Raw genomic sequence first — 22,395 nt, 5'->3', positions numbered from 1 at the left:
GTCCCGGGGTGCGTGCAGGGTGTTCGGTACGTACGTAGGCCAGCAGCATGCCGCCCGCACCCGGAGACCGTGAAGACCGGGGTGCGTTACGGGAGGCGCCCCCGCCGCCGCACGCCGCGTCCGCCTCGCTCCCCCCCCCGAAAGCCGGGTTCGGTTCATCCCCGACGGGCCCGCTTCACCTCGCGACCGATGGCCCAGGCGTCGGCGACCGGCCCGAGATGGCCGAGCTTGTCGGGGTTGAGCACCCCGCGGACGGTCTGAATCCTCCCGTCGAGCACATCGAGGACCAGGGCGTGCAGGACCCTGCCTTCCTGGTCGTGGAAGACCGCGCCCGGCTGGCCGTTGACCTCGCACGGTTCGTACGTCACACCGATCCGGAGCAGCTGGGGGAAGGCCGCGCCCAGCAACCGGGCCACGTTCTCCGCGCCCACGACGGTCCTGGCGAGCTGCGGGGCCTTGCCGCCGCCGTCCCCGACCAGCTGCACATCGGCGGCCAGCAGGTCCCGCAACCCGTCCGTGTCCCCGTTCGCCAGCGCGTCGAAGAACCGCGTCGACAGCTCCCGCCGCTCCCGGGAGTCCGCCGCGAACCGCGGCCGCCCGGCCTCCATGTGCCGCCGCGCCCGTACCAGCAACTGCCGGCACGCCGCCTCCGAACGCCCCACCGCCGAGGCGATCTCGTCGAACCCGAAGGCGAACACCTCGCGCAGCAGGAAGACCGCCCGCTCCAGCGGGCTGAGCCGCTCCATCAGCAGCAGCGCCGCCATCGACACCGAGTCGGCCAGCTCCGCCGACCGCGCGGGATCCTGATACGGGTCGTTCAGCAGCGGCTCGGGGAACCACGGCCCGACGTACGCCTCCCGCCGCACCCGCGCCGAGCGCAGCACATCGACCGAGATCCGGGTCACCGCCGTCGACAGAAATGCCTTGGTCGACGTGGGCCGGGTCGCCGAGGCGTCGAAGCGCAGCCAGGTCTCCTGCACCGCGTCCTCGGCCTCGCTCACACTGCCCAGAATCCGGTAGGCGATCGAGAACAGCAGTGGCCGCAGTTCCTCGAAGTCCTCGACCTTGCTCACACCGAATCAGCTCCCCTGGTGTCTTCCCGCCAGCGCCTTCCCGCCCGGCCGTACGCATGGTGACAGGCGGCTTCTTCCGGCCGTTCCCGGAAACCGGCCGGACCACCGGCGGGCCGGGACGATTCTCCCGGACCCGGCCGGCGGCTCATCGGCCGGTGCCGTTCAGTGGAACTGACCGGGCTCGTAACCACCGGCCGGCTGCTGGGCGATGACGTTCAGCCGGTTCGCCGTGTTCATGAAGGAGACCAGGACCACCAGGGCGTTGAGCTGCTCCTCGTCGTAGTGCTTGGCGGCAGCGGCCCATGCCTCGTCGGTGACCCCACCGGCCCCGTCCGCGATCCGGGTCCCCTGCTCCGCCAGCTCCAGCGCGGCACGCTCCGCCTCGGTGAAGACCGTGGCCTCGCGCCAGGCCGCCACCAGGTGCAGCCGCACCGAGGTCTCTCCGGCGGCCGCGGCGTCCTTGGTGTGCATGTCGATGCAGAAGGCGCAGCCGTTGATCTGGCTCACCCGCAGCGCCACCAGCTCCTGGGTCGCGGCGGGCAGCGTCGATTCCTTGATCACCTTGCCCGCCGACATGAGGTGCTTGAAGGCCCTGCCCGCGGTCGGGCTGGCGAAGTAGTTCAGTCGCGCGTCCATGGTGTGCTCCTCCGTGGTCGTCAATCGCTACACCCTTGGGACGAGACAGCCCGGCCCCCTGTGACATGGACGGGCGCCTGATCTGCCGCCGACACCTCCTTCGCCCCTTCGGCCTCTTCGCACCGTGGCGCCACCGGGACCGGCCGCCCCGGCCGCCCCGGCCGGGTCAGTGCTTGCCCAGCTTCGCGGCCACGGCGGCGCGCCGGGCGAACGTCTCGTCCTGGGCCCCGGCCATCTCGCGCAGGGCCGCCTTCCGTTCGCGCCGGGCGAGCCGGTCCAGATAGAGGTGGCCGTCGAGGTGGTCCGTCTCGTGCTGCAGGCACCGGGCGAAGTAGCCCCGGCCCTCGATCACCAGTGGTGCGCCGTCCTTGTCACGGCCCCGTACGACGGCACGGTCGAGGCGGGGCACCACGCGGTACGGGCCGGGAACGGACAGGCACCCCTCGGACTCCTCGGCCAGGCTGCGGTGTTCGGCGGGCACCTCGTCCAGGACGGGATTGGCGATGTGCCCGACATGGCGCACCCCCCATTCGTCCGTGATGTCCCACACGAACAGCCGCAGATCCACGTCCACCTGATTGGCGGCGAGCCCCGCCCCCTCCGCCACCTGGTTCGTGGCGAACATGTCGTCGATCAGCCGTGAGAGTTCCGGTGTGCCGAACCGGGTGACGTCCTGGCACCGGCGGTGCAGGATCTCCTCGCCGACGACGGTGATGCGGCGCACCGCACCCCGTTCCACCTCCGGTGCGAGCCGGGGGAAGGAGTCGACGGGCACGCCCTGCACGCGTACCCGGCGGTCGTCCGAGGTGTCGTCGGACCGAACAGCCATGGATCATCAACGCCTTCCGTACGTGCCCGAACCGGCCGGGGCCGAACCCCGGTCGGCGGCAACCCAGTTGACCGAATGCTTTGCAAAGTAGCATCCTTTGCAAAGTGAGTGATGACAACCGTCGAACAGCATCCGAGGGACCGCCGTCGCGGCGTGCCCGGCAGTCCCTCCCGGACCATCCCGTACGTGTCGCCCTGCTGGACCTGCTCGCCGAGGTCGGCACCGTCACGTCCACGCAGGCGGCGGCCCGTCTCGGCCACAGCTCCGGCCTCTGCTCGTTCCATCTGCGCCAGCTCGCCCGGCACGGCCTCATCGAAGAGGCGCCGCACGAGGGCGGGCGGGCCCGGCCGTGGCGGCTCCGCTGGGACTCCCCCCACCGGCCCGGCGAGGAGGCGGCGGAAGAGTTCGACGTGCTCGCCCGTGGGCTGGAGGACGAGAGCTACCGGCACTGGCTGGACCACCGGGACCAGGCACCGGCCGAGTGGCGGCACGACGAGTCCTTCTCCGCCGTCGTCCACCTCACGGCGGCGGAGACGGCCGAGCTCGCCGCCTCCATCCGCCGCCTGCTGGCGGGGTACCGCGAACGGGACCGGGACCCGGCCGCACGACCGGCGGGAGCCGTCGCCGTGGCCGCGGTCACCAGGCTGTTCCCCCTGCCGGCCGAGAACCCCGGACCGCCGCCGCTGCCCGCCCCGCGCCGGGGCGTCGGCGGGTCGACCGATTGAGGCCGCCGGTGGAGCCGGTGGCCGGCGGGGGTTTCGTCGGGCCTCGGCTCCGGCCCCGGCCCCGACCGGGGCGGAGGCCGGGAATGTGTCCATCGAGCGGGATTCAGCGAGGTGCGGGGCGCGAAACCGTGCCTAGCATGATCTTTATGGACATCACCATTCACACGAGCTTCCTCCCGCACGACGACCCGGAGGAGTCCCTGGTCTTCTACCGCGACGTCCTCGGCTTCGAGGTCCGCAGCGACGTCGGGCAGGGCAAGATGCGCTGGATCACGGTCGGCCCGGTGGGCCAGCCCAGCACGTCCATCCTGCTGGCGCCGCCGGTCTCCGACCCCGGGGTCACCGAGGACGAGCGCCGCACCATCGCCGAGATGATGGCCAAGGGCACCTACGGCTGGATCCTGCTGGCCACCCGGGATCTCGACGACACCTTCGGCCAGGTGCAGTCCGGGGGCGCCGAGGTCGTCCAGGAGCCGACCGAGCAGCCGTACGGCATCCGCGACTGCGCCTTCCGCGACCCTGCGGGCAACCTGGTCCGCATCCAGGAACTGCGCTGAGCCGTCCGGCCGCGGCCGGTGCCCGCGGCCCCGGCGGACCACCGGGTGCGGCGGAGCGGGCGACAGGACTCGTCAGGAATCGAGAAGCACCGGCCGCCGAGCCGCACCTAGCGTGACGGACATGGCATCCATCGAAAGCGTCACCCTCGAAGTCGCGGACCCCACGGCCGCCCGACAGTTCTGCACCACCGCCTTCGGCCTGGACACCCAGGTGCGACTGCGGGCCTCGGACGCGCCCACGACCGGCTTCCGCGGGTTCACGCTCGCACTCACGGTGTCCCAGCCGGGCACCGTCGACACCCTCATCGGCGCCGCCCTCGACGCGGGCGCGACCTCGCTGAAGCCCGCCGCGAAGTCCTTCTGGGGCTACGGCGGCGTCGTACGGGCCCCGGACGGGACGATCTGGAAGGTCGCGACCTCCGCGAAGAAGGACACCGGCCCCGCGACCCGACGGATCGACGAGATCGTGCTCCTGCTGGGAGTCGCGGACGTGGTCGCGAGCAAGCGGTTCTACGTCGACCAGGGGCTTGCCGTGGCGAAGAGCTTCAGCCGGGTGTACGTCGAGTTCGCCGCCGGGGCGAGCCCCGTCAAGCTGGCGCTCTACAGGCGCCGTGCCCTTGCCAAGGACGTCGGTGTCCCGCCCGAGGGCACCGGATCGCACGGGCTCGTGATCGGCGGCGACGCCGGGCCCTTCACCGACCCGGACGGGTACGCCTGGGAGGCCGCGTCGCCCGCGCTCGCACCGTGACACGCGCACGCACCGGCGGACCGGCTGCGGCCCGCGAGGGGGGCGGGCCGTGGTGCCTCAGGAGTGGCTGCGGGACAGCTCCGGTCCGTGCGGCGAGGTCCGGCCCTGCCGGGGGAGCAGGGCCGGGGTGGCGAGGATGAGCAGCCCCGCGGCCATGAGGGCGGTACGTGGGCCGGTGGCATCGGCGAGCAGCCCGCCCAGCGCGGTGAGGACGGCGATGGACACCTGCTGCCCGATCGACCAGGCCGACAGGGTGCGGGTGACGAGATGCCTGGGAGTGTGTTCGAGCCGGTAGGTGGCGAGCACCGGTCCGTACAGGCTCATGTTGATGATGATTGCCAGCTCGACGGCCATCACGGTGGCGAGACCGACGACGCCGGGACGGACGAGGACCAGGCCGATCAGCCAGACGGCACGCAGGGTGCCGACGGTCCGGAAGACCCGGTCCCGGCCGAAGCGGGCCACGACCCGGCGGGCCAGCCGGGAGCCGATGAGCCCGCCGAGGCAGGGGGCGGCGAAGGCGAGGGCGTACTGCCAGGGCGGGAACCCGAGCTGACGAAGCAGGAGCACGGCCAGCAGTGGCTCGGTGGCCATGATCAGACCGCCGACGAGTATGTGGTTGAGGTAGAGCGGCCGCAGACCGGGGTGACCCATGATGTGTCGCCAGCCGTCGAGCAGTGCGCCGTTGGTCCGGGCCGGGTTCCCGTCGCTCGTCCGCGGTGCTTCTTCCTGGCCGCGGATCGCGGTGATGCCCAAGGCGGAGAGCAGATAGCTGAGCGCGTCGGCCACCACCGTGACGACCGGCCCGAACAGACCGATCGCCGCCCCGCCCAGCGGTGGCCCCACCGCGATGGAGCTCCAGTTCGTGGACTCGAACCGCGCGTTGGCGACGAGCAGGTCATCCGGTCGGACGAGGGCCTTGAGGTAGGCGCCGCCGGCCGCGTTGAAGGCGATCTTGGCTGCGGCGACCACGGCCGAGACCACGAGCAGCTGGACGAAACCGAGCCACCCGAAGGCGTAGGCGACGGGGATCGTCACCATGGCCGCGAACCGGACCAGGTCCATCATGATCATGACCGGGCGCTTGCGCCGGAACTCCACCCACGGCGCGAGCCGCAGCGCGATCAGCGCACCCACCGCGGGCCCCACCGCCGACAGCGCGGACACCTCGGCGGGCCCGGCGTGCAACACCGTCACGGCGATCAGCGGCAGAGCCCCGAACCCCAGCCCGGACCCGTACGCGCTCACCGCGTACGACGCCCACAGCCAGCCGAACCGCCGTCCCAGCCGTCTCCTGCCCATCGTGCTCAACGCGCTCCCCTCGACCCTCGACGTCCCGCCCGAACGAACCGACGCCGAGCGATGAGAGACAAGCGGGAAGGACAACAGCAGGTCAAACAACTGACCTGCCGACGATCCACAACCATCGGTTGTTCACCGAGGTGGGTCGGGGTGGATCCGGAATCGTGTGGAGCCCTGGTGCGGGGCGAGGGCGATACGTGTTCGCCGTCAGCCGATCCGGTCGCGAACGCCCGCGGTGCGGGGACAGGATGCCCCCATGGAGCCGATGCGACCGATCTACGTCCTTGTGCACAGCCCGTCGGTGGGTCCCGCCACCTGGCACCCGGTGGCGGACCACCTGAGTGCCGCCGGACACCAGGTGCGCGTACCGTCGTTGTCGGGCGTGGGCGACGGCGAACCACCGTTCTGGCCCCGGGCCGCCGAAGCCGTCCGGGACGGCCTCGCGGACGTCCCGGTGGAGCGGCCGCTCGTCCTGGTGGCACACAGCAACGCGGGTCTTTTCCTGCCGTCGATCAGGGCAGGGCTCGATCACCCGGTGACCGGCTCGGTCTTCGTCGACGCACCCCTGCCGGCCCACACCGGAGCGACCCCCGTCGCCACCCCCGAATTCCTGGAGTTCCTCCGCCCCTTGGCCGAGCACGGCAGACTGCCGCGCTGGACCGACTGGTGGGACGAGGCCGACATCGCGCCCATGTTCTCCGATCCGGTGATGCGTGAGCGGGTCATCGCCGAGCAGCCCAGGCTGCCGCTGTCCTACTACGAACAGCGGATCCCCGTCCCGGACGGCTGGGACGACCACCCCTGCTCCTACCTGCTGTTCGGCGCCCCCTACGACGACATGGCCGCCGACGCGCGCGCACGTGGATGGCGGACCGCCCATCTGCCCGGCGAGCACCTGCACCAGATCGTCGACCCCGTCGGCGCCGCCCGGCAGATCCTCGAACTCGCCACCGGCGGAGCCTGACGGTCACGACGACCCCGCGCCCGCGCCATGGCCGGGCCCGTCACCTCGTACGGGCCCGGCCGAACTCCGCCAGGACGTGGAAGGCGGCCTTGGGCTCCCAGCCCAGCTCCGCGTACGGGCCTTCGGCCAAGCCGTGCGGCAGGACCCGGACCACGCCGAAGGAGGCGGTGTCGAAGTCGTGCTCCGGGTCGTGCCGGGCCGTGGTCGCCAGGTCCCGGCGGGAGAAGGTGTAGACGAACGCGGCGTCGACGCCCGCCGCGTCGTAGAGGCCGAGCATCTCCCGTATGCAGGAGGCCTGTTCCTGCTCGTCGCGCACCGTTCCGGCGGCCAGCCGCACCGGCCGCGCGTCCTCGCCCCACTCGACGACCGAGTCCCCGCGCCCGCCCAGAGCGGCGGCGCCGCGGAAGGACCCGCAGCCGAACTCGGTGACCCCGAACGGCTTGCCCGACGCCACCTGCGCGCGCAGCGCCCGCGGGAACGCGTCCGCGTTGGTCGCGTCGCGATAGCCCGCGTCGGTGGCGACGATGTCGAACGGTGTCCAGTCCACCCCCTCGAAGGCGACCGACGCATAGCCGACCGGGCCGCCGAAGCGGGCGCGGACCTCGGTGAGGACCCGGGCGAGGAACGTGTTGACCGCGAGGTGCAGCCGGGGCAGCAGGGCGCGGAACGCGGCGGGGTCGGCCAGATTCGCCGACCGCTCCCGGAACGTGCCGCCCGGCAGGAACCCCTCGGTGAACAGGGTGATCTCGGACCCGGTGAGGAACACGACACGCGCGCCGTCACGGCGCAGGCGCTCGGCGCGTTCGGCCGCGTCGGTGAGGAACGCCAGAAGTCCGTCCTGGGTCAGGCCGTTGGTGAACGGGCAGTACCAGACCTCCAGACCCGCGTCGGCGGCGGCGCGCGCCGCGATCTCCAGACGGTCGGGGCGGCCGCCGGTGATGCGGACCGCGTCGCAGCGCAGCTCCGTACGGATCACCCGCATCTCGCGCTGGACAATGTCCGGGAGGAACGGCTCATGGGTGGTGGTCCCGCCGGAGGTGAAACCGGTGTCGTAGTTGATACCGAAGGCGCGCATCGCTGCTCCGAATTCTTCCGTGCTCCGATTCTTCCGTTCCATGAACGAATTTAGGGTACGGAGCGTACCTTACGAGTGAGGGGAGAGCCGCGATGGCACCCGACCAGCAGCGCGGCGCCGCGACCCGGCGCCGGGGCGCGGCGCTGGAGGACGCGATCCTGCGGGCGGCAGCCGAGGAGCTGCGGACCGCCGGATACGCGAGCATGACGATGGACCGTGTCGCCCGGCGCGCGGGCACCAACAAGAACGCGATCTACCGGCGCTGGCCCGCCCGCGCGGCGCTGGGGGTCGCCGCCTACTGCCGCTTGGCCGACGCGGAGTTGCGGGTCCCGGACACGGGGACGCTGCGCGGCGACGCGCTGGCCCTGCTGCGCGCGGCGAACGCGTCGTGGTCGTCGCCGCAGGGGGCCGTGCTGCGCGATCTGCTCGCGGCGGCGTGGACACGGCCTGGCGGACACTGCTCGAACGCGCCGTGGCCCGGGGCGAGGCGGCGGCCGGTGCGGTGCATCCGCGCGTGGCGTCGGTGCCGATGACGCTGCTGCGTGGCGAATACGCCCTGCGCGGTCTGCCCGAGGTGCCCGACGAGGTGCTGACGGAGATCGTGGACGAGGTCTTCCTGCCCCTGGTACGCGGCCGCGCGACCGACGCCTGACCGGCGCCGGGGAGTCCGGGCACGGAGGCGTCGGCGGCCGGAGGCATCGGCGGCCGGGGGCGCAGGGACACCGGCGATCGGCACGCGGCGCGCGGCGCGCCGGCAGTCGACGCGGAGGCGTCGGGGGGCGGCATCGGGGCGCCGGCACATCGGCACCGGGGTCTCGACGGTGGGCGCCGGGGCCCGGCAGTTGCCGCGGCCCCTCGGGTCCGGCGTCACCGGCTCCCGACGGCCGGACGGCGCGATGACGGAACGGCAGGCCGTTTCGCCGGGCGCCGGGAGCCGGTCACTCGGTGGGGACCTTGTGGACGACGGTGTCGTCGGGGTCCAGCAGCCGTCCGTCCGCCGACCGGACCTCCAGCGCGCGAAGGGGCTCCCCCCGCCTGCGGTCGACCAGTTGTGAGTGCGGTTCGCCGGGGGCGAAGAAGTTCGCCTCGCCCCACTGCCGCAGCGCCACGACGACGGGGAAGAGCGCCCGCCCCTTCGCGGTCAGTGCGTACTCGCGGTAGGCGCTGCCGTCCGAGGCGGGAACGGATTCGAGGACGCCGCCGGCGACCAGGGTGCGCAGCCGCGCGGTGAGGATGTTCTTCGCCACGCCGAGACTGCGCTGGAACTCCCCGAAGCGGCGGCTGCCGTCGAAGGCGTCCCGCACGATCAGCAGGGACCACCAGTCGCCGATCGCGTCCACCGACCGTGCGACGGGACAGTCGCTGTCGTCGAACCGCGTCCTTGTCACCATGCCGTCCTCCGCCTCCGTCCCCGCCCCACATCTGGTTGCAACATGCTACCAGAAGGGGCTACCGTGCCGTGCTGGTAGCAATATGAAACCAGATGTGAGGGGTGCTGCATGTCCGGCAACTGTGAGGCCACGACACCACGGGTCGCGACCCGGAGCGGCGGCGGCTCCGCCTTCGTCCTGACCCGAGGCATCGTCATGCTGTTCGCCGTCGCCTGCGGAACGGCGGTGGCCAACGTCTACTTCGCCCAGCCGCTCCTGGCGACCGTGGGCCACGACCTCGACATGAGCCCGGCACTCGTCGGCAGCGTCGTCACCTTCACCCACATCGGATACGGACTGGGGCTCTTCTTCCTCGTACCGCTGGGCGACATGGTCGACCGCAGACGGCTCGTCGTGGCCCAACTGCTGCTCCTGGTGGCGGCGCTGACCGTGGTCGCGGTCGCCCACGACGCGGCGTTCCTGCTCATGGGCATGGCCGTGACGGGGCTGCTCGCGGTCGTCACACAGACGCTGGTGGCCTTCGCGGCATCGCTCGCGCCGCCCGCCGGACGCGGACGCGTCGTCGGCCTGGTGACCAGCGGCGTGGTCATCGGAATCCTGCTCGCCCGCACCGCGTCCGGTCTCATGGCCGACCTCGCGGGCTGGCGCTCCGTCTACCTCGCCTCGGCGGCGCTCACCGCTCTGCTCGCCCTGGTCCTGCACCGGGTGCTGCCGCCCCGCGGCGCGGTACCGCCCGCCACCCTGCGCTACGGACAGCTCCTGCGCTCCACGGTCACGCTGTTCGCACGGGAGAGGCTGCTGAGGCACCGGGCGCTGCTCGGCCTGCTGATCTTCGCCGCGTTCAGCACGCTGTGGAGCAGCATCGCGTTGCCGCTCAGCGAGGCACCGTACTCCCCTCTCCCACACCGCGATCGGGGCGTTGGGGCTGATCGGCGCCGCGGGCGCCCTGGCCGCGACGGTGGCGGGCCGCCTGAACGACCGCGGACTCTCCCGGTGGACCACCGGCACCGCCCTGGTGCTGCTCGCCCTCTCGTGGCTGCCCCTGGCCTTCACCCGCAGTTCGCTCTGGGCCCTGGTCGCCGGGGTGGTCCTCCTCGACCTCGCCGTGCAGGCGGTGCACGTCACCAACCAGACCCTGATCCACGCGCGGCACCCGGACGCGGGCAGCCGGCTGATCGGCGGGTACATGGTCTTCTACTCGATCGGCAGCGCCACCGGCGCCCTCGCCGCGACCTCCCTCTACGCGGCCTTCGGCTGGGGCGCTGTCTGCGTGCTGGGCGCCGCGATCAGCTGCCTCGCGCTGGCGCTGTGGGCACTGACGCAGACACGTAACGCCCGGGACCTCTAAGCCCGGTCTTCGAACTGCCGTCTGCCGTGCGGCGACAGGACCTAGGTGTGTTGTTCGGGCCGGACGGCTCCGGCCAACCGCCCCGGTCAACCGGCCCGACCCGCGCCGCGGTTCGTGCCAGGATGCTCGGCATGTCTGATCGTGCGTTGAGTTTCGGAGCGATGGCAGAGGCGTACGAACGGTTCCGGCCGGGGTACCCCGGGGAGCTCTTCGACCTGGTGGCGGCGTACGCGGGCCGGCCGCTCCGGACCGCCCTGGAGATCGGCGCCGGGACGGGCAAGGCGACCCGCCTGTTCGCTGGACGAGGGGTCGCGGTCACCGCGACCGAGCCCGACGGGGCCATGCTCGCCGAGCTGCGCGAGCACGTACCGGAGAGCGTCAGAACCGTGCGGGCCGCCTTCGAGGAGCTGCGGCCGGGTGAGCGGTACGGGCTGGTCTACGCGGCGGCGGCGCTGCACTGGACGGCCCCGGAGGACCGGTGGCCACGCATGGCCGCGCTGCTGGAGCCGGGCGGTGTGTTCGCCTCGATGGGCGGGCCGGTCCGGTTGGCCGACCCGGCGGTGGAGGAAGCGGTGCGCGCGGCGCGGGCGCCGTTCCTGGAGAGCGACGACGTGCCGTCCCCGGACGGGACACCGCCGGGACACGACATGCAGTGGCCGGGTACGGAGCTGCGGCGGTCCGAGTGGTTCACCGACGTACGACAGACCGTGATCGAACAGCGCCTGACGATGAGTGCCTCCGACTACCTCGGTCATCTCTCGACCGTCTCGGCCTATCTCGTACGGCCCGCCCGGGAGCAGGAGCAGATCTTCGGGGCGATCGGGCGGGCGCTGCCCGGGACGGTCGTGATCGCCGCCGACATCACCGTCCATCTCGCGCGGCGGCGCCAAGAGCGGTAACACCCGCCAACCACCCGCCCGCCGCCCGCCCGCCGACCGTCGACCAGCCGTCCGCCGGACCGGACGTGCCGGTGGTTGACGGGCCCGTGATGGGATGGCGGCGTGAGCCGAGCCGCCGAAGAGACCAACCGCCGGATGCTCCGGGCCAGGGACGCGATGGACCGCGACTACGCGCAGTCGTTGGACGTCCCGTCCCTGGCCCGCATCGCGCATGTGTCGGAGGCACACTTCTCGCGTACCTTCCGGGCCGTGTTCGGTGAGACACCGCACCGCTACCTGCAACGCCGCCGCGTGGAGCGGGCGATGTTCCTGCTGCGGGAGACCGACCACAGCGTGACGGACATCTGCTACGAGGTCGGCTTCGGCAGTCCGGGCACCTTCAGCCGCACCTTCCACGACATCGTCGGCCGTTCGCCACGCACCTACCGCAAGGAATCGACGGCCGTGGGCGTTCCGACCTGCTTCACGATGGCGTGGACGCGACCGAGCTCCTGACCACCGCCCACCGTGTCGCACCGCACGCCGCACGCCGCACGCCGCGTGCCACCGGTCGGCGATCGGCGGTCGGCGGTCGAGCAGTTTTGGATAAGTTCTGGTCCGCGCTGCTCGGTAGCGTGAGGGACATGTTCAACGCCATCACACAGTCACAGATCTACGTCCTCGACCAGGACGCGGCCCTCGACTTCTACGTCGGCAAGCTCGGCCTGGAGGTCAGCGCCGATGTGCCCCTGGGGTTCATGCGCTGGCTGACCGTCAGCGTCCCGGGCCACCCCGAGCGGCAGATCCTTCTGGAGGAGCCGGGCTCCCCGGCGATGTCGGAGGAGACGGCGGAGCAGGTGCGCGAGCTGGTGACCAAGGGAGCGATGGGCGGCTGGCTCATCTTCACCACGGACGACTGCCGCAAGACCTACGAGACGCTGCTGGCACGGGGCGTGGAGTTCACCGAGGGACCCACCGAGCGCCCGTACGGGATCGACTGCGGCCTGCGCGACCCGTTCGGCAACCGCATCCGCTTCACCCAGCCGAAGGACTGACCCCGCCCGGCACACCACCACCGTCCCGGCCCCCCCACCTCCCCGCAACCATGCGCACCGGGGGAGTCGAGGGGCCGGACCGCTTCAGTCCAGGCAGAATTCATTGCGCGGCACCCGTGGCGGATGGCGGACGCCGGACACCCGTCGCGTGACTTCATCATGCGCGGAGAGCTGGACCCCGCAGCGGAAGCGCTCGCAGGTGAAGTCACGGAGCTGGAATCCGAAGCGCGCGGAGACTCCCCGACCCCGGGCGCGAGGGTACGTCCGGTCGAGCCCGTGCGCGAATTGCTGAGGTTGAACTCGTAATGTCGCATGGTTACGCAGGTGGGGAGGAAGGTCAGTCCGGTCTCTGCGAGGCAGCCGTCTATGAGGTCGCTGCGGTACTGGATGTGCCGTAGGTCGCGGCGGATGCGCTGGACGAGGTGTTCAGGGGTAATGAAGGCGACGTCGGAGAGCCGGCCGCGCCGCAGGAGGGACCGGATCCCTTCGACGGGGTTGAGGCCGGGTGCGTATCCCCAGGGAAGTGCCGGGCCCTTTTTCGTTTAACCGACTATCGCAGCCGGCTGTCAGTCAGCAGGGCATGAGTCGCGGCGGGGTCACTAGCCGCGCCTGCTCAAAAAGGTCTCGTACAGTGTGGTTTTTGAGGTATGGCCTAATTCGGCTGTGCATGGTCTTGATGCGGTCGTCCGCCCGGCCCGATTGGAGACTCGGGTAGTCATCCAATGCGAGCATCCATGTCGCGCACGCTGCCTCAAGGTGGCCTAGGTCGAGCTGCCTTTCAGCGAGGGTGCAGCGGTGCCGGACGCGGGCGCGCCGATAGACACTCTGGCGGATCTTGTCTGACTGCTGCATTGCTGCGATTGATCCGGCGACGTCGCCCAACTCGAATCGCACTTGGCTGGTGTGGTAGAGCAGGGAGGAAGGGTCGTACGAGCCAAACGCCTTGGATCGCGACTCGGCCTTTTCCATGGCCACTTCGGCTTCCTTGAGGTACGCCTGCGCAGCGACTCGCGCCCCCGTTTGTGCTGCCGCATGAGCCTGCTGCCCGGCCAGGAAGGCGCGCATTCGAGGACCCGCTTTCGGGGAGGCAGCAGCAGCGGCATCCGCAAGTCGCATTGCCTCCGCACCATGCCCCAAGTCGACGGCTTGAACACTCATGCCACGCAGAGTCGTGCAGAACGTGAGGTGATCCTCGGAAGCCCCGGCAAGTTCAAGTGCCTTGAGGTAATATCGCTGCGCCAATCCATGCAGCCCCTCGTCCACAGCCATGTAGCCCGTGAGGTAGCAGAGATCCGAGACGGCGCCCATCATTGCCTTGCGCACGCTGTCAGGTGCGTCCGCGCGCAGGTACGGGGCTGCTGTGTTCACGAGGAAGGCGGCAGCCATGGGGCGCGCAGTCCGCCCACCGAACTGGTCGTCAAGGTCAGAGATCCGCTCGGTCATGGCTGCGACGGTTTGAACATCCGCCATTCCTATGCGCTGGACGTGGCTCTTCTGAACGGCTTCCATTCGACCGATAACATCGGGCCAGTTGGGAATTGTCAGCGCGACGGAGAAAAGGCCAACCCCAAGAACGCTCCGGCGGGATGGGTCCATGTCTTGCCTCCCCAGGTCTAACAACCCTTCCACCGTGCCGGGGTGGTCGGCTTGCTGATCTCCAGGCGCCGGGGGGAATCCTGCCTCGCTGGCCGTCACGGGGCGGCGCAACCTGCGGGCGAGTGCTTCCAGGATCAGTGGTCGAACGGTCTCTTTCGGCAGGTGGCCCTTTAGCCACTGGTGTACCGAGGGTTCCCGGTACCGCAGAGGTGTTCCGCGCTCTGTGCCTAAGCGGTTGACCTCCTGCGCGAACTGCCGCAGGGTCCATCGGCTCTCGTGGTACAGGCGTTCAAGCCCGCTGTACGGCTGCGGTGTCACTGGCCCCCAACTCCCGTGCCATGGACTCTTAAAACTCTTAAGTCCTGCCCTTTTCCCAACGGTACCGCTGTGCGTGGTCGAGCGGTTGTCTAGTGCGAGCACCACCACCGCGAGGGATGGCACCGCAAGGAGAGTCCGGGCATGGAGAAGCACGCGCAGACGGTCATGGGAAACCCCGTAAACCTCCCGCTGAGACTGGACGCCGCCCCACGGTCGGTACCGGGGTGCGCGCACTGCGACAAGGTCGCCATGGACCGCGACCACGCCAAGGCCAACGGTGACGGCAGCCGTGTGAGTGACTGCAACCTGCGGCTGAGTCGGCATCTCGCGGAAGCTCACCAGTGACCGCCGCTCCGGCGCGGCGTCAGGGGCGTCCCACATGGCCCATGCCGCCCCCACGGTCCGTGGGCCTAGATGTGGACCCGGACGGGCCGTACGCGGGCTCTCCGGTCGACTGGTGGTCGCAGTACGGCGGAGCGGTCAGCGGTTCCGGCGTGATCCACCTGCCTGGCCCGACACACCCGCCGAACCAGCGTCACAACGACTGCCCCAACTGCGTGCCGCTCAGGGAAGCCGAGTGGTACGTACGCCGGTGTGGACAGTCCGTGTTCGTCTTCGTCGTCGCCGCTCTGGCAACTGCGATTCCCACGCTGGCCGCTACTGGCCGCCTTTGAACTCCCGCCCCTGCCGAAAGCATCCGAATTCGTTCCCCCACGCGTTCGAAATCCCGGCAGGGGCGGGGCACCACAAACCAACGGTCGCAAGGAGATGCAATGAGGACTGTCGGAAACCGTCTCTTATTCGCATGGCTTGAGATCACCGGACTCTGCAACGAGTTCTGTGATCACTACTACGCGGACAGCGGGCCCAAGGGCACGCACGGCACCATGACCGTGCAGGACTGGTTGAACGTAATCGACCAGCTTGCCGACATGGGCACCTTGGACGTTCAGTTCATCGGGGGTGAGCCGACGCTCTACCCGAGCCTGCCCGCGCTGATCAAACACGCCCACGGGCGGGGCCTCGGGACCGAGGTGTTCTCGAACATGACCCGCATCCGTCCGCCACTGTGGGACACGTTCACGGAGTACGGCGTGAAGCTGGCTACGTCGTACTACTCGGACACCGCCGAGGAACACGACCAGGTGACGCAACTGCGCGGATCGCACAGGAAGACTCGCGCCAATGTCCAGAAGGCACTGGAACTCGGCATCCCGCTGCGCGGCGGAGTCGTCGCCGTACAGGCCGGCCAGCGCGTACAGGAAGCCGCACAAGACCTTACGGCGCTCGGCGTCGGCACAGTGGGCGGGGACCGGACGCGTGCATTCGGTCGTGCGAGCAACGGCGCAGCGCCGACCATCGCTGATCTGTGCGGGCACTGCGCCCACGAGAAATGTGCCATCGGTCCGACCGGCGACGTGTGGCCGTGCGTCCTCGGTCGATTCCTGACCATCGGCAATGTGCTGGAAAAGCCGATCTCCGATATCTGGGGCGGCGCGCAGATGACCGGCGTCACGGCCGAGATCGCAGCGGTTCACGGGGATGGTGTCCAGTCGTGCACTCCTCCGCAGTTCCTACCCATGTGCGGCCCCTGTGGCCCGTGCGTTCCTTCGGTCGGGCACTGCGACCCCAGGGAAGCGGGCACCGCCGCTACGATCGCCGCACCGGCATAGCCCGTTGGATGCAAGGGAGCACACAAATGGACGATCACGGGGACGACTTCGGCCCATGGGGGTGGGAGGAGGACGGCAACGCCGTCCAGCGGACCGAGGGTGAATGGCTCACCATCGCTCGATACGTCCGACACGCGGCCAACAAGCTCGGGCCGGAACTCCCGCTGTGTCTCCCCGGTGAACCGCAGGAATGCGGGCGGACCGCTCAACAGCATGTGATCGCTTGGGCCGCTCACCTCAAGGCGGTCTCCCATCACCTGATCGAACAGGCCACGCCCAGCGAGGCCAGGGGCGCACACGCCATCGGACCTATGTACCAGCGGCGTCTCGCCGATCTGCGCGCGTCCACTCCCGCCTCGCACTGACCGACCACACACCCGTACGGGCCCCGTCCGCGTGCCTCCCCCGTGGCGCACGGACGGGGCTACTGCGCGTCCTGGACGCTGCCACACGCGGACGCGACTACCCGTACAGCTAGCCGGGCGCCCCGTTCACGCCCGCCCCGCACAGAAAGCGAAACGCCGCGTTCGGTCAAGTGCCGGTCGGGGCTCTGTCGTTGGTACTGACCTGCGGATACTTTTGGAACTGGTAGTTGGATGTGTCGGGGTCGGTCATCACGATGAACCCGGCACTCAGCGGGGGAGCGGGCTCGTCGCGGCGCACCCGCTTCGCCCCCAGCGCGACCAGCCGGTCGCACTCGGCCTCCAGCGCCGCCATCCGCTCCTCGCCGTGCAGCCCGGGAGCGGCTCGGACATCGAGGTGGACGCGGTTCTTGGCGGCCTTGCCCTCCGGCACCTGCTGGAAGAAGACGCGCGGGCCCCGCCCCTCCGGGTCCTCGATGGCCGATCGCGAGTTGCGCTGCCCCTCCGGTACGCCGATCCGGGCGAGGAACCCGTCCCAGGCCACCAGCGGATCCGCGCCCTCGGGCAGCTCCACCCCGGGCGGGCCCGGGTGGAAGTAACGGAGTGCGTCGCACCAGAAGGACGACAGCGCACGCGGGTCGTGGGCGTCGAAGGTGACCTGGACGTGTCGGCTCATCGGGCGACCCCGTTCGCGGCGGGGCGGGTGTCACGGTGGAGGTCGCGCAGCAGGCAGACCTCCGACAGATGGTGGATCAGCTCGCGGTGGATGTGCAGCACAAGATCGGCCATCGACACCTCGGGGAAGGGCTCCTTCTCACCGACCGGGACCCGGAGTCCGGCCTCGCCGAGGCCGCTCACCCCTTCCAGCCAGACATCGAGCTGGGTCCTGAGCTGGTCGAGCGCAGTGGCCGCGCTTCCGGCGTACTCCCAGGTCTCGTACGACGCGGCCGGTGCGCCGAAGTGCGCCGCGTTGCGCGCGGCGAGCACACCGACGATGACATGACCGAGCCGCCAGGCGATCGTTGTGAACGGCGGGGGGACCGGCTGCGGAAAGGCGAAGTCGATCGTGAAGTCCCCGGTGCCGGCCTGCATGGGCGCCGCCGAGCTGCCGCGCGGCCGCACGCTCCAGGAGTCCGGCACCGGCGACCAGAAGTACTCGTCGTCGGTGAGGTCTTCGAGCCGGGCTCGGAGCTGGTGGTTCCAGTGGAACTCCCACTGCTCGCGCAGCGTTCGGTTCCAGTCGGGTTCGTCTGCGTTCATGGAGCCACCCTGACACCCGAGGCGGACAGGATCGGTCCGCCATCTCTGACAGGGTGGACGACATGGACACGGAGAACGGTGCGGAGCGGGGCACGACGGAGCGGGTACTCACCCTGCTCGGGCTGCTTCAGCAACGCCAGACCTGGACCGGTCCGGAGCTCGCCGCCCGGCTCGGGGTCACCTCGCGCACGGTACGGCGCGATGTCGAACGGCTGCGCACGCTCGGCTATCCGGTGCACGCCGGACAGGGCGTCGGCGGCGGCTACCGGCTCGGACCGGGGCAGGAGCTGCCGCCGCTGCTCCTCGACGACGAGGAGGCGATCGCCACCGCGGTCTCCCTGCTCGTCGGCGCGGGAGGCACGGGCGGCGGTGCGGTCGCCGGGGCCGGTGACGCCGCGCTGCGGGCGCTGACCAAGCTCGACCAAGTGCTGCCCGCCCGGCTGCGGCACGAGGTGCGCGCGCTCTCCGGATCGGTGGAGTCCTTCGGCGGGGGCCGTACGCCGGTCGTCCCCGAGGTGCTCATGACGCTGGCACGGGCCTGTCGCGACGAGGTCGAGGCCGGTTTCGACTACCCGTCGGGGAACGGGACACGACGGCGCCGGGTCGAGCCCTACCGCCTGGTCGCCTCGGACCGGCGCTGGTACCTCCTCGCCTACGACCTGGACCGTGACGACTGGCGCAGCTTCCGCGTCGACCGGATGACCGAGGTGGCCGCACGGACCTGGCGCTTCCGTCCACGCGAGGCGCCCGACGCGGCGACATACGTACAGGAGGGGGTGGCGAGCCGGGTCTATCCGCACCGGGCGCGCTTCCTCGTGCACGCGCCCGCCGACGAGGTGCGCGCGCAGATCCCGGGATCGGCGGCCGTCGTGAGCGAGCGTGGCGCCGGGCACTGCGAGGTGCTCAGCGGCGCCGCCGGTCTCGACTTCCTGATCATGCACGTACTCCTGCTGGGCCATGAATTCGAGGCGCTCGACCCTCCCGAACTCGGCCCGCGCTGCCGCGCACTGGCACGCAGGCTGCTGGCGGCCGGAGCCGCTCTCCCGCCGCTGCCGGACGAGCCGGAGCCGGAGCCATGAGCCGCGCCCCCGCTCCGGTACGTCAGTCGCCGGGCAGGGCGCGGCCGAGGAGGGGGAACAGCCGGTCCCAGTGGCGTTGCAGCGCGGAGGGGTCGAAGGCATCGGTGTCGGCCATGGTGTAGCCGTGCACGGTGCCGGCGTAGACCTCGGTGGTGTGGCCGACGCCCGTGGCGTCCAGGGCCCGGTCGAGCTCGCCGATGACCTCGGGCGTCATGTCGTTCTCGGCGGGGGCGAGGTAGACCTCGGCGGTGAGCCCGGAGAGGTGCAGGTGCGGGCTGTCGGGCGCGTCGGTGACCAGACGGCCGGGGTGGAATCCGGCGACGGCGGCCACCCTGCCGGGGTGGGCCGCCGCGGTGCGCATGGCCAGGACGGCGCCCATGCAGTAGCCGACCGTGGCGATCGGTCCGGCGTCGACCTCGGGCTGGGCGGTGAGGAACGCGACATAGGCGTCGGCGTCGCGCAGGGCGCGTTCGCTGGTGTGCGCCTCGATCAGGGGCATCAACTGGGCGAAGAGCGCGGGCCGGTCCTCCTGCCCGATGTGCTCGGGAAGGGCGACCACGGGGGCGGGGCCGTGCCGGTAGAAGACGTTGGGAACGAGTACGTAGTAACCGTGCCCGGCCAGTTCGAGGGCCATCGCCTCCAGTACCGACCGCAGTCCGAAGGCGTCCATGTACAGCAGCACCCCCGGGTGCCGCTCGCCGTCGTCGGGGAAGGCGGCGAACGCGTCGGCCCGGCCGTCCGCCGTGGGAATCTGCACTGTCTTGACGGGCAAGATCGTCCTTCCTCGGGTTGGTGCCGGCGCTCAGCCGCGACCGGGGAGCGGAGCCAACGCTACACATCCCGCCGCGCCCCGGGACGTTTCCGCCACTCTGCACCGGGCCGCGACCGCGACCGCTCGGGTCCGGCCCCGGACGGCCGCGACGGAATACGGGTGCGTCGGCCGAGCGACCCGGGAGACACTGCGCGGATGAGCTCCGAAGCCGCGACCCACCGGACACCGAGGGAATGGGCCCTTCGTCATGTCGCGGCACTGGCGTCGGGCCCTCCGCTGGATCCCGCGCTGCGCGTGACCCTCAACTTCCACCCCGACCGCCTGCTCCACGGCAGACCGATCCTGGCCGCCCTGGCGGAGGACGGCCAGTACCTCTCGCAGTTCGTCACGGGTACCAGGCCCTGTCTTCACACTGCCGTCTGCCGTGCGACGCCCGGCACGCACGCTCGCCGTGTTGTCGGGATCACCCCGATACATCCAGTATCGGGGTGACCCTCCGCCTTGCGATCGCACGCACCGGACGCCGCACGGCCCGGCCTCCGGCCGGACGACCGCAGTGTGAAGACAGGGCCTGGCAACGGCGGGCTGACCGCGCACCCCGGCGGAGACCGTTGGCGCTGGGAGAGTCGCATCTTCGACGGGGCGTACGACGGAGCGCCCGCTCATGAGCGGCCCGTCTACGGGGCGTTGAACTTCCGCCGCAAACCGGTCGGCGGGGCGCCGCGTTTCGGCTCCGCCCACTTCCGGCTGACCGCCCGGACCGCCGCGCGGACCACGTACTGCTACCCGGACAGCTTCTTCGAGCCCTCGGAGTTCGGGGTCGCCGCGCGCATGGGGCTCATGGCGTCCGCACTGGCCGACACCAGGGACGACCTCGACGACTACATCGAGGCCCAGGTGCACGGCCCGGTCCGGCCGGACCGCGACGTGGAGGCACTGGTTCTGGACCCCTGCTACCGGGGCACCGCCGTCGAGACCGCGGCCGCGCGCCTGGGCTGCCCCGTGGAGTGGCACCCCGGTTTCCGGCTCGGGATCGAGGAACTCCGCCGTCACCCCGGCTACCGGGGCCAGGAGTACGTGGACCTGGGCGCGGAGATCGCCGTGGGCGGCGTACTCGACCCCCGCGTGGTCGGAGACGCGGTACGAGCCGGTCGCCACGACCCCGGGGCGGTCAAGAAGGTGTGGCACTGCCTGGCGCGCTTCGGGGCACCCGAGAGGGCCGACGCGGCGCCGTGCGACCAGGGTGCCCTTCCGGGGTCGGCGGACCGCTGACCTGGTGGCGCCGCCGGACGCCCGCGTCCGTGGGCCGCTTCATCGGCCCCCGGCCCTCGGCCCCCGGCCCCGGCCCTCGGCCCCCGGCCCCGGCCCCGGCCCCCGGCCCCCGGCCCCCGGCCCCCGGCCCCCGGCCCCCGGCCCCCGGCCCCCGGCCCCCGGCCCTGAGCCCACCGGCCCGAGCCCCCCGGTCCCGAACCCACCGGCCCCAGCCCCGATCCGCAGGCGGGTCCGGCCGCCGTCACCGGGTGAGGACGAGACTGACGTTGTGCCCGCCGAACCCGAACGAGTTGGCCAGCGCGGCGGTCCACCGGCCGGTGCGCGGCTCGCTGCGTACCACGTCCAGTTCCACGCGCGGGTCGAGTTCGTCGAGGTTACGGGTGGCGGGCACCGTGCCGTCCCTGAGGGCGAGCAGGGCGGCCAGGGCGCCGACCGTTCCGGACGCGCCCAGCATGTGACCGGTCATCGACTTCGTCGCCGTCACCACCGCGTGGCCGCCGACCACCCGGCCGATCGCCTCGGCCTCCGCCAGGTCGCCGGACTCCGTCGAGGTGGCGTGGGCGTGCACGACACCGATGTCCGCGGCGGCCGCGCCCGCGTCGCGCAGCGCCAGTTCCATGGCGAAGACCTGGCCTTCCGCGTCGGAGGCCGTGATGTGATTCGCGCTCGAACCCACCGCGCTCCCGGCCAGGGCGCCGTGGACACGCGCTCCGCGTGCGCGGGCGAACTCGGGGCGTTCGAGCACCATCATCCCCACGCCCTCGCCCATGACGAACCCGGACCGCCGGACGTCGAACGGGCGGGACACGGTCTCCGGGTCCACGGACTGCGTCGACAGGGCCTTCATCTGCGCGAACGCCGCGATGGTGAAGGGGTGCAGGCATGCTTCCACGCCGCCGGCGACGACCACGTCCGCCCGTCCATGGCGGATCAGGTCCTGCCCCAGGGCGAGGGCTTCCGCCCCGGACGCGCAGGCGCTCACCACCGTCCTGGCGCCTCCCTTCGCGCCCAGGTCCATGCTGACCCGGGCGGCGGGGCCGTTGGGCATCAGCATGGGGACGGTGAACGGTGACAGCCGCCGGATTCCGTCACGTTCGAAGATGTCGTCCTGCCCCAGCGTGGTGAGGACACCACCGGTCCCGGTGCCGATGACGACGGCGAGCCGTTCCGGTTCGACCTCCGGGGCACCGGCGTCCTGCCAGGCCTCGCGCGCCCCGAGGACGGCGATCTGCTCGCCGCGGTCCAGCCGCCTGGCCTCGGTCCTCGGAAGCAGGGAAGCGGGATCGACCGTGAGCCCGGCCGCGACGTGCACGGGCAGGTCCTCGGCCCACTCCTCCTCCAGGAGGCGCACCCCCGACCTGCCGTCCAGCAGCCCCGCCCACGACGACGGCGCATCGGCTCCCAACGGAGTCATCGCACCGATGCCCGTCACCAGCACCTGACCAATACGGGTCACAGCAACCTCCCTGAATTATATGGAAC

At 71.3% G+C, this 22,395-nt stretch carries 23 protein-coding genes and 4 pseudogenes; 15 read left to right on the top strand and 12 right to left on the bottom strand.

Features of this window, described 5'->3' with window-relative positions; all coding sequences use genetic code 11:
- Positions 1-155 precede the first annotated feature (155 nt).
- The 3 genes from ACFVFH_RS28900 to def all read right to left on the bottom strand — a co-directional run bounded on the left by ACFVFH_RS28900 (position 156) and on the right by def (position 2,538).
- On the bottom strand, positions 156-1,073 hold the full coding sequence (locus ACFVFH_RS28900) for an RNA polymerase sigma-70 factor (RefSeq protein ID WP_383773910.1): 918 nt from the start codon (positions 1,071-1,073) through the stop codon (positions 156-158).
- Positions 1,074-1,235: 162 nt separating this feature from the next.
- Positions 1,236-1,709, bottom strand: coding sequence for a carboxymuconolactone decarboxylase family protein (locus ACFVFH_RS28895; RefSeq protein WP_383773908.1), 474 nt, complete (start codon positions 1,707-1,709; stop codon positions 1,236-1,238).
- 166 nt (positions 1,710-1,875) lie between these two features.
- Positions 1,876-2,538 carry a peptide deformylase gene (gene def, locus ACFVFH_RS28890; protein WP_383773906.1) on the bottom strand — a complete coding sequence of 221 codons (663 nt, stop codon included), beginning with the start codon at positions 2,536-2,538 and terminating at the stop codon, positions 1,876-1,878.
- 104 nt (positions 2,539-2,642) lie between these two features.
- Here def and ACFVFH_RS28885 point away from each other — a divergent pair, with 104 nt between their 5' ends.
- From ACFVFH_RS28885 to ACFVFH_RS28875, 3 genes are all read left to right on the top strand, one after another.
- Complete coding sequence (locus ACFVFH_RS28885) at positions 2,643-3,263, top strand: helix-turn-helix domain-containing protein (protein ID WP_383773904.1); 621 nt, start codon at positions 2,643-2,645, stop codon at positions 3,261-3,263.
- Between the two features lie 146 nt (positions 3,264-3,409).
- Positions 3,410-3,820, top strand: a complete 411-nt coding sequence (locus ACFVFH_RS28880) for a VOC family protein (protein WP_383773902.1) — start codon at positions 3,410-3,412, stop codon at positions 3,818-3,820.
- A gap of 121 nt (positions 3,821-3,941) precedes the next feature.
- Complete coding sequence (locus ACFVFH_RS28875; RefSeq protein WP_383773900.1) at positions 3,942-4,568, top strand: glyoxalase; 627 nt, start codon at positions 3,942-3,944, stop codon at positions 4,566-4,568.
- Positions 4,569-4,625: 57 nt separating this feature from the next.
- On the opposite strand, the gene ACFVFH_RS28870 is transcribed toward ACFVFH_RS28875, so the two are convergent.
- The gene (locus ACFVFH_RS28870) at positions 4,626-5,870 is read right to left on the bottom strand and encodes an MFS transporter (protein WP_383774095.1); all 1,245 of its coding nucleotides are present in this window, start codon (positions 5,868-5,870) and stop codon (positions 4,626-4,628) included.
- Between the two features lie 256 nt (positions 5,871-6,126).
- Here ACFVFH_RS28870 and ACFVFH_RS28865 point away from each other — a divergent pair, with 256 nt between their 5' ends.
- Positions 6,127-6,834, top strand: coding sequence for an alpha/beta hydrolase (locus ACFVFH_RS28865; RefSeq protein ID WP_383773898.1), 708 nt, complete (start codon positions 6,127-6,129; stop codon positions 6,832-6,834).
- A gap of 40 nt (positions 6,835-6,874) precedes the next feature.
- Here ACFVFH_RS28865 and ACFVFH_RS28860 read toward each other — a convergent pair whose 3' ends face one another.
- Positions 6,875-7,909 carry a hypothetical protein gene (locus ACFVFH_RS28860; protein ID WP_383773896.1) on the bottom strand — a complete coding sequence of 345 codons (1,035 nt, stop codon included), beginning with the start codon at positions 7,907-7,909 and terminating at the stop codon, positions 6,875-6,877.
- 92 nt (positions 7,910-8,001) lie between these two features.
- Here ACFVFH_RS28860 and ACFVFH_RS28855 point away from each other — a divergent pair.
- Positions 8,002-8,561, top strand: a pseudogene (locus tag ACFVFH_RS28855) (TetR/AcrR family transcriptional regulator).
- Between the two features lie 286 nt (positions 8,562-8,847).
- Here the strand turns inward: ACFVFH_RS28855 and ACFVFH_RS28850 are convergent.
- Complete coding sequence (locus ACFVFH_RS28850; RefSeq protein WP_383773894.1) at positions 8,848-9,300, bottom strand: winged helix-turn-helix transcriptional regulator; 453 nt, start codon at positions 9,298-9,300, stop codon at positions 8,848-8,850.
- A gap of 108 nt (positions 9,301-9,408) precedes the next feature.
- Between ACFVFH_RS28850 and ACFVFH_RS28845 the strand changes: the two are divergent.
- The 4 genes and pseudogenes from ACFVFH_RS28845 (at position 9,409) to ACFVFH_RS28830 (ending at position 12,581) form a co-directional block, all read left to right on the top strand.
- Positions 9,409-10,648, top strand: a pseudogene (locus tag ACFVFH_RS28845) (MFS transporter).
- Positions 10,649-10,779: 131 nt separating this feature from the next.
- On the top strand, positions 10,780-11,547 hold the full coding sequence (locus ACFVFH_RS28840) for a class I SAM-dependent methyltransferase (RefSeq protein ID WP_383773892.1): 768 nt from the start codon (positions 10,780-10,782) through the stop codon (positions 11,545-11,547).
- Positions 11,548-11,649: 102 nt separating this feature from the next.
- Positions 11,650-12,042, top strand: coding sequence for a helix-turn-helix domain-containing protein (locus ACFVFH_RS28835; protein ID WP_383773890.1), 393 nt, complete (start codon positions 11,650-11,652; stop codon positions 12,040-12,042).
- Positions 12,043-12,170: 128 nt separating this feature from the next.
- Positions 12,171-12,581 (top strand): VOC family protein, encoded by a 411-nt coding sequence (locus tag ACFVFH_RS28830; RefSeq protein ID WP_383773888.1) that lies wholly within the window; start codon positions 12,171-12,173, stop codon positions 12,579-12,581.
- A 326-nt stretch (positions 12,582-12,907) separates the two neighbouring features.
- Here ACFVFH_RS28830 and ACFVFH_RS28825 read toward each other — a convergent pair.
- Both ACFVFH_RS28825 and ACFVFH_RS28820 read right to left on the bottom strand, forming a co-directional pair.
- Positions 12,908-13,093, bottom strand: a pseudogene (locus ACFVFH_RS28825) (IS630 family transposase); the annotation flags it as partial.
- A 58-nt stretch (positions 13,094-13,151) separates the two neighbouring features.
- Positions 13,152-14,495, bottom strand: coding sequence for a tetratricopeptide repeat protein (locus ACFVFH_RS28820; protein WP_383773886.1), 1,344 nt, complete (start codon positions 14,493-14,495; stop codon positions 13,152-13,154).
- 141 nt (positions 14,496-14,636) lie between these two features.
- Here ACFVFH_RS28820 and ACFVFH_RS28815 point away from each other — a divergent pair, with 141 nt between their 5' ends.
- From ACFVFH_RS28815 to ACFVFH_RS28805, 3 genes are all read left to right on the top strand, one after another.
- A complete protein-coding gene (locus tag ACFVFH_RS28815; RefSeq protein ID WP_383773884.1) occupies positions 14,637-14,840 on the top strand; it encodes a hypothetical protein in 204 nt (67 codons plus the stop codon).
- Positions 14,841-15,268: 428 nt separating this feature from the next.
- Positions 15,269-16,168, top strand: coding sequence for a radical SAM protein (locus ACFVFH_RS28810; RefSeq protein ID WP_383773882.1), 900 nt, complete (start codon positions 15,269-15,271; stop codon positions 16,166-16,168).
- Between the two features lie 26 nt (positions 16,169-16,194).
- Positions 16,195-16,533, top strand: a complete 339-nt coding sequence (locus tag ACFVFH_RS28805) for a hypothetical protein (protein ID WP_383773880.1) — start codon at positions 16,195-16,197, stop codon at positions 16,531-16,533.
- Positions 16,534-16,699: 166 nt separating this feature from the next.
- Here the strand turns inward: ACFVFH_RS28805 and ACFVFH_RS28800 are convergent, their stop codons facing one another.
- Positions 16,700-17,206, bottom strand: a complete 507-nt coding sequence (locus ACFVFH_RS28800; RefSeq protein ID WP_383773878.1) for a VOC family protein — start codon at positions 17,204-17,206, stop codon at positions 16,700-16,702.
- Positions 17,203-17,790, bottom strand: coding sequence for a DinB family protein (locus ACFVFH_RS28795; RefSeq protein WP_383773876.1), 588 nt, complete (start codon positions 17,788-17,790; stop codon positions 17,203-17,205). Before ACFVFH_RS28795 ends, ACFVFH_RS28800 begins: the two co-directional genes overlap by 4 nt.
- A gap of 62 nt (positions 17,791-17,852) precedes the next feature.
- Here ACFVFH_RS28795 and ACFVFH_RS28790 point away from each other — a divergent pair, with 62 nt between their 5' ends.
- Positions 17,853-18,869: a helix-turn-helix transcriptional regulator gene (locus ACFVFH_RS28790; protein WP_383773874.1), complete on the top strand. Its 1,017-nt coding sequence runs from the start codon at positions 17,853-17,855 to the stop codon at positions 18,867-18,869.
- Positions 18,870-18,891: 22 nt separating this feature from the next.
- Here the strand turns inward: ACFVFH_RS28790 and ACFVFH_RS28785 are convergent, their stop codons facing one another.
- Positions 18,892-19,641, bottom strand: coding sequence for a dienelactone hydrolase family protein (locus ACFVFH_RS28785; protein WP_383773872.1), 750 nt, complete (start codon positions 19,639-19,641; stop codon positions 18,892-18,894).
- A gap of 195 nt (positions 19,642-19,836) precedes the next feature.
- Here ACFVFH_RS28785 and ACFVFH_RS28780 point away from each other — a divergent pair.
- Both ACFVFH_RS28780 and ACFVFH_RS28775 read left to right on the top strand, forming a co-directional pair.
- Positions 19,837-20,037 (top strand): annotated as a pseudogene (locus ACFVFH_RS28780) (DUF3626 domain-containing protein); the annotation flags it as partial.
- A gap of 162 nt (positions 20,038-20,199) precedes the next feature.
- Entirely contained in the window at positions 20,200-20,913 is a 714-nt protein-coding gene (locus ACFVFH_RS28775; RefSeq protein ID WP_383773870.1) for a DUF3626 domain-containing protein, read from the top strand.
- A 241-nt stretch (positions 20,914-21,154) separates the two neighbouring features.
- Here ACFVFH_RS28775 and ACFVFH_RS28770 read toward each other — a convergent pair whose 3' ends face one another.
- A complete protein-coding gene (locus tag ACFVFH_RS28770; RefSeq protein ID WP_383773868.1) occupies positions 21,155-22,369 on the bottom strand; it encodes a beta-ketoacyl-[acyl-carrier-protein] synthase family protein in 1,215 nt (404 codons plus the stop codon).
- Between the last annotated feature and the right edge of the window lie 26 nt (positions 22,370-22,395).

Source organism: Streptomyces sp. NPDC057697 (assembly GCF_042799335.1).
Classification (GTDB): domain Bacteria; phylum Actinomycetota; class Actinomycetes; order Streptomycetales; family Streptomycetaceae; genus Streptomyces.
The sequence above is the reverse complement of the archived record's forward strand: the minus strand, read 5'-3'. Positions and strand labels throughout refer to the sequence as shown.

What these genes read in the sequence shown, in the direction of transcription:
- ACFVFH_RS28860 (WP_383773896.1), bottom strand. Translation starts at nt 7,909, where the DNA reads ATGCGCGCCTTCGGTATCAACTACGACACCGGTTTCACCTCCGGCGGG.
- ACFVFH_RS28815 (WP_383773884.1), top strand. Translation starts at nt 14,637, where the DNA reads ATGGAGAAGCACGCGCAGACGGTCATGGGAAACCCCGTAAACCTCCCG.
- ACFVFH_RS28865 (WP_383773898.1), top strand. Translation starts at nt 6,127, where the DNA reads ATGGAGCCGATGCGACCGATCTACGTCCTTGTGCACAGCCCGTCGGTG.
- ACFVFH_RS28870 (WP_383774095.1), bottom strand. Translation starts at nt 5,870, where the DNA reads ATGGGCAGGAGACGGCTGGGACGGCGGTTCGGCTGGCTGTGGGCGTCG.
- ACFVFH_RS28810 (WP_383773882.1), top strand. Translation starts at nt 15,269, where the DNA reads ATGAGGACTGTCGGAAACCGTCTCTTATTCGCATGGCTTGAGATCACC.
- ACFVFH_RS28790 (WP_383773874.1), top strand. Translation starts at nt 17,853, where the DNA reads ATGGACACGGAGAACGGTGCGGAGCGGGGCACGACGGAGCGGGTACTC.
- ACFVFH_RS28840 (WP_383773892.1), top strand. Translation starts at nt 10,780, where the DNA reads ATGTCTGATCGTGCGTTGAGTTTCGGAGCGATGGCAGAGGCGTACGAA.
- ACFVFH_RS28795 (WP_383773876.1), bottom strand. Translation starts at nt 17,790, where the DNA reads ATGAACGCAGACGAACCCGACTGGAACCGAACGCTGCGCGAGCAGTGG.
- ACFVFH_RS28880 (WP_383773902.1), top strand. Translation starts at nt 3,410, where the DNA reads ATGGACATCACCATTCACACGAGCTTCCTCCCGCACGACGACCCGGAG.
- ACFVFH_RS28805 (WP_383773880.1), top strand. Translation starts at nt 16,195, where the DNA reads ATGGACGATCACGGGGACGACTTCGGCCCATGGGGGTGGGAGGAGGAC.
- ACFVFH_RS28875 (WP_383773900.1), top strand. Translation starts at nt 3,942, where the DNA reads ATGGCATCCATCGAAAGCGTCACCCTCGAAGTCGCGGACCCCACGGCC.
- ACFVFH_RS28850 (WP_383773894.1), bottom strand. Translation starts at nt 9,300, where the DNA reads ATGGTGACAAGGACGCGGTTCGACGACAGCGACTGTCCCGTCGCACGG.
- ACFVFH_RS28800 (WP_383773878.1), bottom strand. Translation starts at nt 17,206, where the DNA reads ATGAGCCGACACGTCCAGGTCACCTTCGACGCCCACGACCCGCGTGCG.
- ACFVFH_RS28830 (WP_383773888.1), top strand. Translation starts at nt 12,171, where the DNA reads ATGTTCAACGCCATCACACAGTCACAGATCTACGTCCTCGACCAGGAC.
- def (WP_383773906.1), bottom strand. Translation starts at nt 2,538, where the DNA reads ATGGCTGTTCGGTCCGACGACACCTCGGACGACCGCCGGGTACGCGTG.
- ACFVFH_RS28895 (WP_383773908.1), bottom strand. Translation starts at nt 1,709, where the DNA reads ATGGACGCGCGACTGAACTACTTCGCCAGCCCGACCGCGGGCAGGGCC.